This is a genomic window from Streptomyces sp. NPDC038200 (assembly GCF_055600785.1).
The window spans coordinates 208,900-219,632 of record NZ_JBVJYH010000007.1; the positions used below are offsets into that span (position 1 = coordinate 208,900).

Sequence of the window (10,733 nt, forward strand, 5' to 3'; positions counted from 1 at the left end):
CCCGCTAAGGGACCGGCTGCCAGTCGGGCTGCGTGTTGCGCGTGCTCTCACCCGGCCCGCTGGTCAGGCGCTGCTCCGAGGTCCCGTCCAGCTTCCTTGCGTAGATGTCGGCGTTGCCGAGACCGTTCCACGAGGTGTACACGACCCAGGCGCCGTCCGGTGAGAACGCCGGCTGCCAGTCCTCCGACACGTCGTTCGTGATCTGCCGCACCCCGGTGCCGTCGGCGTTCATCACGTAGATGTCGGTGTTGCCGCCCCGGTTGCTCTGGAAGGCGATCTTCGTCCCGTCCGGGGAGAAGGACGGCCAGGAGTCGTTCGACGGTCCCGTGGTGAGCCGCCGTGTGTCCAGACCGGAGCACCCCATGACGTAGAGGTCGCGGTTGCCGCCGGCGCGCTTGCTGGAGAAGGCGATCCGACAGGCGGTCGGGGACCACGCCGGTTCCGTGTCCAGCTCGGGATCGAAGGTGAGCTGCATGGCCAGCCCGGCGCTCTCCGGATCCAGCCGGTAGATCTCGTGGTTGAAGGGGTGCGCGCCGGAGACGTCGCGGGTGCTCGTGAAGGCGATCGTCTGCCGCGGCCGGGTGAACCCGGGGGCGAAGGTGGGCTGGAACTCACCCGACGCGTCCGTGGTGATCCTGGTCTCGTCCGTGCCGTCGGCGTTCATGGTGTAGATGTCCCAGTTGTCGTCGCGCAGGCTCGCGAAGGCGATCTTGCTTCCGTCGGAGGAGAAGACCGGATCGCGGTCGGGCACCGAGTTGTTCGTGAGCCTCCTGAGCGAAGCGCGATCCGCGGGCGTCGTCCCGGCGTTCATCGTGTAGATCTCGTCGTTGCCGTCCCGGTCGCTCACGAAGACGATCCGTCCGTTGCTCCCGGGAAAGGCATCGGGTGGTGCGGCGGACGCGCCCGGTGCCGACCAGGGCGCGAGCACGACGACCGTCAGCACACCGGCCGTCCTGCACCGTAACCGCAGGCTCATGGCCACCATCTCCCCGTACCACGTGCTCCTTCGAGGCTACGCTCGGCGTCCCGGTCCCGCAGGACCTGGCCCGGCGGCACCCGCCGCCCCGGCCTCGTACAGGGCGTGCGCGGCCCGCAGCACCAGATCGTCGCGGTGCCGGGCGGCGACGATCTGCATGCCCACCGGCAGCCCCGCCGGGTCCGCGCCCACGGGGACGGTCGCCGCCGGCTGCTGCGTCAGGTTGAAGGGGTACGTGAACGGCGTCCACCCCGTCCAGCGCCGGTGAGCGGACCCCGCCGGCACCTCCAGCCCCGCCCCGAACGCCGTCACCGGCAGCGTCGGCGTCACCAGCAGGTCGTACCGCTCGTGGAAGCGGCCCATCCGCCGCCCCAGGCCCATCCGGACGTCCACCGCGGCCAGATACTCCAGCGCGCTCATCCGGGCACCCCGCGCGCAGATCTCCCGCAGCCCGGGGTCCAGCAACTGCCGGCGGTGCGGGGAGAAGCTCTGGGTCAGCCGGGCCGCGCCGCTGAACCACAGGGTGTGGAACGCCTCCACCGGGTCGCTGAAGTCGGGGTCGGTCTCCTCGACGTACGCCCCGAGGTCCGCGAGGGAGGCCACCGCCCGCCGTACCGCCGCGGCCACCGCCGGCTGGACCGCCACCTGGCCGCCGAGCGACGGCGAGTAGGCCACCCGCAGCCCCCGCACGCCTCCCCCCAGCGCCTCCGTGAAGGAGCCCGGCGCGGCGGGCAGCGCCGACCAGTCGCGCGCGTCGGGCGTGCCGATCACATCGAGCAGCAGGGCCGCGTCGGCCGCGTCCCGGGTCATCGGCCCCGTGTGCGACAGCGTGCCGAACGCGCTCGCCGGATACAGCGGCACCCTGCCGTACGTCGGCTTCAGCCCGAAGATCCCGCAGAACGCGGCCGGGATGCGGATGCTGCCGCCGCCGTCCGTGCCCAGCGACAGCGGGCCCGCGCCGAGCGCGACGGCCGCCGCGCTGCCCCCGCTGGAGCCGCCCGCGGTGCGCGTGAGGTCGTGCGGGTTGCGGGTGATCCCGGTCAGCGGGGAGTCGGTGACGCCCTTCCAGCCGTACTCGGGCGTGGTCGTCTTGCCGAGGAACACCGCCCCGTGCTCGCGCAGCCGCGCCACCGCAGGCGCGTCCTCCGTCCAACTGCCCTGCTCGGAAATGGTCTTCGAGCCACGCAGGGTGGGATGCCCGCGCAGCAGCAGGATGTCCTTGACCGTCACCGGCACCCCGTCGACCAGCCCGGCCGGCTCACCGCGCCGCCAGCGTTCCGCCGACTCCCGGGCCCGGGCGAGCGCGTCCTCCTCGGTGAGCCGCACGAACGCGTTCACCTCCGGCAGGCTCCGCCGCGCCCGCTCCAGCGCCTCCTCGGTCACCTCCACCGGGCTGAACTCGCCCTTGCGGTAACCGTCGAGAAGCCGGCGTGCGGTCAGGTCGGTGAGCTGCATGCACCCTCCCAGGGGCTCAGTGGCCGGGCACGTATCCACGCGTCTTGTCGACCACGTTCGGCAGAGATCTGCCCGCCGCCCATCTCTCGTACAACTCCAGGAACTGCGCGCCCAGTTCGTCCCGCCAGCCGGCCGTGTCGCCGCTCATGTGCGGGGACACGATCAGCCCCGGCAGCTCCCACAACGCACTGTCCGCGGGCAGCGGTTCGGCGGTGAACACGTCCAGGGCCGCGCCCGCGATCCAGCGCCGGGCCAGCGCGCGGCCGAGGGCCTCCTCGTCGACCAGGTCGCCCCGGCCGACGTTCACGAAGAACGCCGAGGGCTGCATCACGCCGAACCGGTGCGCGTCGAACATGCGGTACGTCTGCTCCGTCAGCGGAGCCGCCGCGATCACCCAGTCCGCGCGGGAGATCAGCCGGTCCAGGTCGTCCGGGCCGTGCACACCCGTGCGCGGCACCCGCCCGACCAGCGCCGTCGTCACGCCCAGGGCCTTCAGCATGCGGGCGATCGCCCGGCCGATCGGGCCCGAGCCGACCACGCACGCACGGGTGCCCGCCACCCGTCGGGTCTCCCGGTGCCGCCAGGTCCGCTCCCGCTGGTACTCCAGGGTGCGCGGCAGATCCTTGGCGACCGCCAGCACCAGCGCGGCCACGTACTCGGCGATCGGCTGGTCGAAGACCCCTCGCGCGTTGGTCACCACCGTGTCCGAGGCGGCCAGCTCCGGGCAGAGCAGATGATCCACGCCCGCGCTCGCCGTGTGCACCCAGCGCGGCCGGGGCCCGCCGCCGGGCCACGCCTCCCGCACCGCCCGCGAGGTGAAGTCCCACACCAGCAGCACGTCGGCGGCGGGCAGCCGCTCGGCCAGGTGCGCCGCGTCCGTGTGCACGATCCGGGCGCGACCGGTGAGGCGGCCGAGCCGCGGCGGCGGATCGGCGTCGAGGACCAGGACGGTGGGGACTGACGGCGTCATGCGGGGCGGCTCCCGGCGTCTGGCATGCGCGGATTGACCACGCTCGCACCCGAACCCACCTTCGTCAACACGGGCGTGCGCACGATCCGTTGTCCACCCGTCGCCCCGTGTGAGGCCGGTGCCGGCCACGGACATCTCCTTCCTCGGCGGCCCCCGCCCCCGGCGGGGGGTGGGCGTGGTGGCCCCTTCGACTTCGCCCTGGACCCCGAGCTGTGGCACTGGGTGCCCGACGAGGTCTCGCTGCGCCTGACCCGGACCCCGTTCGCGCCGGCCGAGGCGAACTGCGGATGCCCGTCCTGTCGGCCAACCAGGTCACGATGTGGGCGGCGCTGCGCCGATATGGGGTACCCGAGCCGTGGGGCCCTGTCAGGCGCTGCTGGACGCTGCTGCCCGGATAAGGCCCGTACTGCCGGAAGAACAGCAGGAAGGCTGGTCATGACCGCACTCGGACTCCTCTACCCGGGCCACTCCGCCGAGGACGACTATCCACGCATCGAGCAGCTCCTGGGCAGTGACGTCCGGGTGGACCTGTTCCACACCGACATCGGCGAGGACGCGCACCGGGTGGACGCGCTGCGCGAGATGGGCTCCCCCGAGCGGCTCGCCCGGGGCGTGGAGGGACTGCGGCTGGCCGGCGTCGAGACGGTGGTGTGGGCCTGCACCAGCGGCGGCTTCGTGCACGGCTGGGCGGGCGCCCAGGAGCAGGTCCGCACCCTCGCCCGGCTGGCCGGCATGCCCGCCTCCTCGACGTCGTTCGCCTTCGTGCACGCGGCGCGGGAGATCGGGGTACGGCGGGTCGCCGTCGGCGCGACCTACCCGGAGGAGATCGCCGCGCTGTTCGCGGACTTCCTGCGGGCCGGCGGCCTGGAGGTGACCGGGACGCGGTCCTCCGGGATCGTCACGGCCGCGGAGGTCGGCACGTGGGGCGAGGAGGACGTGCTCACGCTGGCGCGGGCCGCGGACACCTCCGACGCGGAGGCGGTGCTGCTGCCGGACAGCGCGCTGCACACCGCCGCGCACCTCGGGCTGCTGGAGAAGGCCCTGTCCAAGCCGGTGCTCACGGCGAACCAGGTCACCGTGTGGGAGGGCCTGCGGCTCGCCGACCGCCGGGTGAACGCGCCGTCCCTGGGGACCTTGTTCACCCGGGAGCCGCTGGTGCAGACGTAGGCCCCGGCGCTCCCCGGTCCCCCGGCCGCGGCACACGGATCTCCTCGGCCCCACGTCCCCTTGCGCGGGCGCGGGACAATGGACGGTGGCCCACCCGAAGGCGGTGCCGGCGACATCGTACGAGGAGGAGACGAGACATGGCGGAGCCCACGCCGCGTCGTAACGAACCGCGGCTACGCCCCGCGCCCCTGCTCTTCGAGCCCGCGGAGGCGGCCTCGGATCCCGAGCACTTCTTCGACCTGGAGTCGATCGAGGATCCGCGGGCGCTGCTGGTCCGGGCGACGGAGCTGACCCAGGCGTTCCGGGCGGCCGCCGACCGGGCCGTGGAGTTCCAGGCCGTCGCGGCGGCCCAGCTCTCCGACCCGCGCCGGTTCGACCGGCTGACCCCGGCGGACATCGCCGAGCAGGCCGAGTGGACCGAGGACTACGCGAAGAAGATGGTCGAGTTCGGACGGGACCTGATGCGGGGGAAGGGCGACGCGCGGACGCCCGCCGATCCGCTGTAGGCCACGGATGCCGGGGAGCAGCCCGGCGGCATATGCCAGGCGGGCAAGATACTCCTCCCGGCCGCCGCTGTCCCGGCTTTCGGCAACTCAGCAGAACGCTCCGCTCACCCGCTGTACATGTGGGTGTCATGAGCAGCGCACCGAACGTCACCCGTGTCAGCTCCGACGGCGTCGCCTGGCTCGCGTCGGCGGGAACGTCTCCGCGGAGCACCCTGGCCCTGTGGGAGGAGCGCCCCCAGGCCCCGGTCGTCCTGCCCTGCGGCACCGTCTTCGACGTGGTGAGCGCCCCCGCGATGTTCGGGCGCCGCATGCTGGACCGGCTGTGGGACGAGGGGGCGGGATCGGGGCCGGTCGCGGTGTACCGGGGCCGGACGCTGCTGTTCGCCGCCCCGGGCACGGCTCAGCGGCTGCCCTCGCTGATGGCCTGGGAGGAGTGGGGGTCGCACCGTGCGCAGGAGGTACCGCCGCTGCTGTGCCACGGACCCGGTGACGCCGTGACTGCGCCTCCTTTGACCTGCGGCGACACCCCCGGTGCCGCCCGCTGGCTGGTCGCCCCCGACACCCGGCACCCCTGGCTGCCCGGCCCGGAGGTGGTGCTCTGGGCGGCCGTACGAGCCGCCCGGGCCGCCGTGCGGATTTCGATTTTTCCTCCCGCCGACCAGGATGCTAAGGTCTACGACGTCAGCAGGCGCCGCTAGCTCAGTTGGTTAGAGCAGCTGACTCTTAATCAGCGGGTCCGGGGTTCGAGTCCCTGGCGGCGCACGATGGCGATGGCGAGTCGTGTCCACGGAATGCGTGGACCGGCTCGCCATCGTTGTTTTTGCGCGGCTTCGCCGCGCGTGTGGGGGCTTCGCCACCCACACCCCCCTTCAAGCCGGTGCAGGGGGCGTCGGCCGAGGGGCGGGGGCGGCGGGCGGCCGGTCCGGCTTGCCGCGGTGGGCGTCGGCCGGGAGCGGGGGGCCCGGACGCCGGGCGGTTCCGGTTCGCTGCCGCCGAGGCCGGCCCGGAAGAGGCCGTGGGGTCAGCCCTTCATGCCCGGGGTGATCTTCACCGTCCACGCTCCCGACGCCGTGCGTCCCTCCGCCTCCACCCGCACGCCCTCCCGGGGCACGGTGAAGCTCTCGCCGAGGGCGACCGGGGCGTCGGCGAGAGGCGGGTAGACCGAGTTCTCCCAGCACGCCTCGGTACGCGGATGGGCGTCCACGACCTGGACCGGGCCGTCTCCGGACGCGGAGCCGCCGTGCACCCGGTAGATCAGGATCCCCTGTCGGCAGGAGGCGTGGTCGTTCCCGGCCGCGCCGCGGGCCTCGAAGGCGAGGGCGCTGTCCGGGCCGGTGCGCACGACGGCCAGTTTGACCCCGTGGCCGAGACCGAACGCGGGAGCCCCGCCCATGCCCTGCACCGGGACACCCGGCCCCGCCTCCAGGGGCTCCAGGGTGAGACGGGCCGGCGCGGCACCCCGCACGCACACCACCTGGCGCGGATCCAGCCAGCCGAGCCGCCACTTGTGCCAGCCGAACAGATCCGGTGACAGCCCGAACTGGCTGCCCATCAGATCCCAGTCGCCGACGTAGGTGTCCCAGTCGCCCTTGCCGTCGACCGGGCGGTGGTAGAGGTCGGGCAGGTCGAAGACATGACCGGTCTCGTGGGCCAGGACGAGCCGGTCCGGGGGATGGTGTTCGAACACCGTGACGACCCGGCGGACGTCGGTGCCGTCCATGCGCAGCGGCGTGTCCAGGTTCACCACCTTCGTGGCGTCCGAGTCGACGCCGGGCGCGTCCGGGTCGGCGACGAAATACACCACCGGATAGCGCGAGAAGTCGACCTCCTTGTCGGCCACGGCGAACGCGTCGCGCAGATAGGCGGCCCGGTCCTCGGCGCTCCAGTCCCGCCGCATGGCGTACGCCGTCGACGGGCGCGGCATGCGCAGCCAGTGCTTCAGCGGGTGCGGGCGCAGGGTGAACCTGCCGTAGGAGGACTGCTCGTAGAACCGGCTGGTGGCCGGGAAGTGGTCGGCCGTCAGCTCGGCCGGCGTGGTGCGCGGGGCGGCGTCCGGGAAGGAGAGGAAGACCAGCACCGCATCGAGCGCGCCGGTCGGACGGGTGTAGGCGGGACTCCAGGTGTCCACCCCCTCCGAGTGGTGGGCCTCGGTGCGGGGCAGGGCGCACGGGGCCGTCGAGAAGGGCTCGGCGGCCGACTGACCGGACAGGATCGAGGTCGCGGCGAGCGCCGACATCGTGGTGAACACGGCGGCGGTGCTGCGCAGCTTGGGCACGGACATGACCTCCGGATACGGTTCGCGGGACCGCACCCAGATTGCAGGTGTTCCATGTGTTTTGCCCTGTTTACCTGCACCAGAAGGGTGAGCGCGCCCCCCGCGCACGCCCGCGCACCACGGCGCTCGACATCCCGAATCACTCACGGAACGTCACAACTGGTCGAGAGGCCGAAGAACCTGTCCAGGTGCGGGCAGAAACGATCTGTCAGAACCTGTCCTCGGTCCGGGACACTGGTGAGTGGCTGGAAGGGCCCGGGGCCAGCCTCTATGATCGGCACACTTTCCGGCACGGACAGAGATCGAGTGCACTGCGGGAGCGAGCGGTGAGCGGAACCTCCGAAGGGCCGACGCCCGCGGCAGACCTCGACCGGTCAGCCGTCACAGACAGTCACCACACCACCTACTACCGTGTCTTCGCGACCGCCCCGCTCGCCATGGCGGTCGTGGCCTCCGACGGACTCGTCGTCCACGCGAACACCGCCCTCGGCGAACTCCTCGGTATCGATCCGGACACACTCACCGGGCGGGTCGCCGCCGACCTGGTGGACCTCTCCTCGGACACCCGCAGCTGGCACGCCTACCGCGAGGTGCTGCGCGGCCGGCAGGCCCGCCTGCGCTGCACCCGCCGGCTGAAGCACCGCGAGGGGCACTCGGTATGGGTGCAGGTCACCGTCGCCCCGCTGACCGGCGGCGAGTCCGGCGTGCTGATGTCGGTCGCCGACGTCAGCGCCCGCCGTGAACTCCAGGCGAGACTGCGGCACTTGCAGATGCACGACCCGGTGACCCGGCTGCCCAACCGCACGCTGTTCTTCGAGCGGCTGACGGCGGCGCTGGAGGCGGAGTCGTACGAGCAGGGCGGCACCGGCCGGATCGGCCTGTGCTATCTGGACCTCGACGGCTTCAAGGCCGTCAACGACACCCTCGGCCACCGCTTCGGCGACCGGCTCCTCGCGGCCGTGGCCGAGCGGCTGACCCTGGTCGCCGACGAGACCGGCTATGCGCGCGCCGTCACCCCCCTGGTGGCCCGGCTCGGCGGTGACGAGTTCGCCCTGCTGGTGGAGGACTCCACCGGCACCGAACAGCTCGCCGAGCTGGCCGAGTCCGCGCTGAAGGCGCTGGAGGAGCCCTTCGATCTGGCCGGTCAGCGGCTGTCGCTGACCGCGTCCATCGGAGTCGTCGAGCGGCACGCGGCCGGTACGACGGCCACGGGGCTGATGCAGGCGGCCGACACGACCCTGTACTGGGCCAAGGCCGACGGCAAGGCCCGCTGGACGCTGTTCGACCCCGAGCGCAACGCCCACCGCATGACGCGCCAGGCCCTGTCCTCCACCCTGCGCCCCGCCATCGAACGCGGCGAGTTCGCCCTGGAGTACCAGCCGTTGGTCGCCATGGAGGACGGCCGGCTCAACGGCGTCGAGGCGCTGATCCGGTGGCATCACCCGCAGTTCGGCACGCTGACGCCGAATCGGTTCATCGGACTGGCGGAGGAGGACGGCTCGATCGTGCCGCTCGGCCGCTGGGCGCTGGTCACCGCCTGCCGGCAGGCCCGCCGCTGGCAGCTGGACCACCCCGGCGAACCGCCCATCTTCGTCAGCGTGAACGTGGCCGTACGGCAGGTGTGGGACTCGGACCTGGTGGCCGACGTCGCGGAGACCCTCGCGGAGACCGGGCTCGCCCCGCACCTGCTCCAGCTGGAGCTGACCGAGTCGGCGGTGATGGGCTCGGCGGGCCGCCCCCTCCAGGCGCTCCAGGCCCTCAGCGACATGGGCGTGCGCATCGCCATCGACGACTTCGGCACCGGCTACTCGAACCTGGCCTATCTGAGCCGGCTCCCGGTCTCCGCGCTGAAACTCGACGGGTCCTTCGTGCGGGGCTTCCAGTACGAGGAGGCCGCCAAGGGAGCCATGCCCAACCCCGCCGACGAGGTCATCGTGGAGGCGATGATCCAGCTCGCCCACCGGCTCGGGCTGACGGTCACCGCGGAGTGCGTGGAGACCTCGGCCCAGGCCACCCGGCTGCGCCGGATCGGCTGCGACACCGGACAGGGCTGGCTGTACTCCCGCCCGGTGCCGCCGGATCGTATCTCCGAGCTGCTGGACACGCAGACCTACGCGGTCGGCAACCCGTAGGCGTCCGCGATCAGCTCGTAGGAGCGCAGCCGCAGTTCGCCGCGGTGCGCGTGCGAGGTGAGCATCAGCTCGTCGGCGCCGGTGCGCTTGTGCAGATCGTCCAGGCCGGAACGGACCTCGTCGGCCGTGCCGTGCACGATGTTCGCCGTCCAGGAGGCGACGAACTCCTCCTCCATGGGGGTGAACTCGTACGACTCCACGTCCTCCGGGTCGGGGAACAGGCCCGGACGGCCCGTGCGCAGCCGAAGCATGTTCAGTGCCACCGCCCGGGTCTGCCGTCGGGCCTCCCGCTCCTCGTCCGTCGCGATCGCGGAGACGCCGATGAGGGCGTACGGCTCGGCCAGGACCGCCGACGGCCGGAAGGTCTGCCGGTACAGGTCGAGAGCCGGGATGGTGTTCTGCGCGGAGAAGTGATGCGCGAAGGCGAACGGCAGGCCGAGGAGGCCGGCCAGCCGGGCGCTGAAGCCGGAGGAGCCGAGCAGCCAGATCGGGGGGCGGTGCGGGGACTGCACGCCGCCGGGGGTGGTGCCCTGGACCGGGCCGGGGATCGCGTGGATACGGCCGTACGGGTGCCCGTCGGGGAAGCTGTCGTCCAGGAACCGGGTCAGCTCCGCGAGCTGCTGCGGGAAGTCGTCGGCGCCTTCGTTGAGCGAGTCGGTGCGGCGCAGGGCGGCGGCGGTCGCCCCGTCCGTGCCCGGCGCCCGTCCCAGCCCCAGGTCGATCCGTCCCGGCGCCATCGCCTCCAGCGTGCCGAACTGCTCGGCGATCACCAGGGGGGCGTGGTTGGGCAGCATGACGCCGCCCGAGCCGAGCCGGATGCGGTCGGTGTGGGCGGCGAGGTGGGCGAGGATCACGGCGGGCGAGGACGAGGCCACGCCGGGCATGGAGTGGTGCTCGGCGACCCAGTACCGGTGGAAGCCGCGGGCCTCCGCGAGCCGGGCGAGAGCGACGCTGGTGCGCAGGGCGTCGCCGGCGGTACTGCCCGCGCCCACGGTCACCAGGTCCAGTACGGAGAGGGGGACGGGGGCGGTCCCGCGCACGGTCCCCCGGATCTCGTCTGCCTCGTCTGCCGACACGGTGTGGCCTCCTGTTGCAAGCGTGAGCTGTCCTCAGGCACCTAACAGGAGGGAGTCTCCGTTTATTCCTGGCTCTCCGCCCGTTCCGCCCGGCCGTCCGTCCGCGGACGCCGCCTGCGGCGGCGTACCGGACTCCGTCCAGCGGGGTGGGGCGGTGCCGTGCCGGCCGCCTGTCG

9 protein-coding genes, 1 tRNA gene and 1 pseudogene are annotated in these 10,733 nt (G+C 72.8%); 6 read left to right on the forward strand and 5 right to left on the reverse strand.

The genetic code is table 11. From position 1 onward, the window contains the following. Positions 1 to 4 precede the first annotated feature (4 nt). From ACZ7KF_RS17535 to ACZ7KF_RS17545, 3 genes are read right to left on the reverse strand one after another with little or no spacing between them, the layout of a single operon-like run. Complete coding sequence (locus ACZ7KF_RS17535; RefSeq protein WP_471075013.1) at positions 5 to 976, reverse strand: TolB family protein; 972 nt, start codon at positions 974 to 976, stop codon at positions 5 to 7. A 36-nt stretch (positions 977 to 1,012) separates the two neighbouring features. Continuing rightward, a complete protein-coding gene (locus tag ACZ7KF_RS17540; RefSeq protein WP_471075016.1) occupies positions 1,013 to 2,431 on the reverse strand; it encodes an amidase in 1,419 nt (472 codons plus the stop codon). A gap of 16 nt (positions 2,432 to 2,447) precedes the next feature. Continuing rightward, entirely contained in the window at positions 2,448 to 3,401 is a 954-nt protein-coding gene (locus tag ACZ7KF_RS17545) for a D-2-hydroxyacid dehydrogenase (RefSeq protein ID WP_471075019.1), read from the reverse strand. Between the two features lie 118 nt (positions 3,402 to 3,519). On the opposite strand from ACZ7KF_RS17545, the pseudogene ACZ7KF_RS17550 reads away from it, so the two are divergent. The 5 genes and pseudogenes from ACZ7KF_RS17550 to ACZ7KF_RS17570 all read left to right on the forward strand — a co-directional run. Beyond that, a pseudogene (locus ACZ7KF_RS17550) lies at positions 3,520 to 3,683 on the forward strand (maleate cis-trans isomerase family protein); the annotation flags it as partial. Between the two features lie 153 nt (positions 3,684 to 3,836). Beyond that, positions 3,837 to 4,568, forward strand: coding sequence for a maleate cis-trans isomerase family protein (locus tag ACZ7KF_RS17555; protein ID WP_471075463.1), 732 nt, complete (start codon positions 3,837 to 3,839; stop codon positions 4,566 to 4,568). Positions 4,569 to 4,705: 137 nt separating this feature from the next. Beyond that, positions 4,706 to 5,074, forward strand: a complete 369-nt coding sequence (locus tag ACZ7KF_RS17560; RefSeq protein ID WP_471075022.1) for a hypothetical protein — start codon at positions 4,706 to 4,708, stop codon at positions 5,072 to 5,074. A 128-nt stretch (positions 5,075 to 5,202) separates the two neighbouring features. Next, on the forward strand, positions 5,203 to 5,772 hold the full coding sequence (locus ACZ7KF_RS17565; protein ID WP_471075025.1) for a bifunctional DNA primase/polymerase: 570 nt from the start codon (positions 5,203 to 5,205) through the stop codon (positions 5,770 to 5,772). Beyond that, positions 5,763 to 5,836 (forward strand) — tRNA-Lys (locus ACZ7KF_RS17570). Before ACZ7KF_RS17565 ends, ACZ7KF_RS17570 begins: the two co-directional genes overlap by 10 nt. A gap of 259 nt (positions 5,837 to 6,095) precedes the next feature. Here the strand turns inward: ACZ7KF_RS17570 and ACZ7KF_RS17575 are convergent. Next, positions 6,096 to 7,355: a M6 family metalloprotease domain-containing protein gene (locus tag ACZ7KF_RS17575; RefSeq protein WP_471075028.1), complete on the reverse strand. Its 1,260-nt coding sequence runs from the start codon at positions 7,353 to 7,355 to the stop codon at positions 6,096 to 6,098. A gap of 320 nt (positions 7,356 to 7,675) precedes the next feature. Between ACZ7KF_RS17575 and ACZ7KF_RS17580 the strand changes: the two genes are divergently transcribed. Continuing rightward, the gene (locus ACZ7KF_RS17580; RefSeq protein ID WP_471075031.1) at positions 7,676 to 9,481 is read left to right on the forward strand and encodes a putative bifunctional diguanylate cyclase/phosphodiesterase; all 1,806 of its coding nucleotides are present in this window, start codon (positions 7,676 to 7,678) and stop codon (positions 9,479 to 9,481) included. Here ACZ7KF_RS17580 and ACZ7KF_RS17585 read toward each other — a convergent pair. Then, positions 9,460 to 10,557 carry an LLM class flavin-dependent oxidoreductase gene (locus ACZ7KF_RS17585; RefSeq protein ID WP_471075034.1) on the reverse strand — a complete coding sequence of 366 codons (1,098 nt, stop codon included), beginning with the start codon at positions 10,555 to 10,557 and terminating at the stop codon, positions 9,460 to 9,462. The genes ACZ7KF_RS17580 and ACZ7KF_RS17585 overlap by 22 nt on opposite strands. Positions 10,558 to 10,733: the final 176 nt, after the last annotated feature.

Excerpts from the sequence above, each read along its gene's own strand:
- ACZ7KF_RS17565 (WP_471075025.1), top strand. The coding sequence starts at position 5,203 with ATGAGCAGCGCACCGAACGTCACCCGTGTCAGCTCCGACGGCGTCGCC.
- ACZ7KF_RS17575 (WP_471075028.1), bottom strand. The coding sequence starts at position 7,355 with ATGTCCGTGCCCAAGCTGCGCAGCACCGCCGCCGTGTTCACCACGATG.
- ACZ7KF_RS17545 (WP_471075019.1), bottom strand. The coding sequence starts at position 3,401 with ATGACGCCGTCAGTCCCCACCGTCCTGGTCCTCGACGCCGATCCGCCG.
- ACZ7KF_RS17540 (WP_471075016.1), bottom strand. The coding sequence starts at position 2,431 with ATGCAGCTCACCGACCTGACCGCACGCCGGCTTCTCGACGGTTACCGC.
- ACZ7KF_RS17535 (WP_471075013.1), bottom strand. The coding sequence starts at position 976 with ATGAGCCTGCGGTTACGGTGCAGGACGGCCGGTGTGCTGACGGTCGTC.
- ACZ7KF_RS17555 (WP_471075463.1), top strand. The coding sequence starts at position 3,837 with ATGACCGCACTCGGACTCCTCTACCCGGGCCACTCCGCCGAGGACGAC.
- ACZ7KF_RS17560 (WP_471075022.1), top strand. The coding sequence starts at position 4,706 with ATGGCGGAGCCCACGCCGCGTCGTAACGAACCGCGGCTACGCCCCGCG.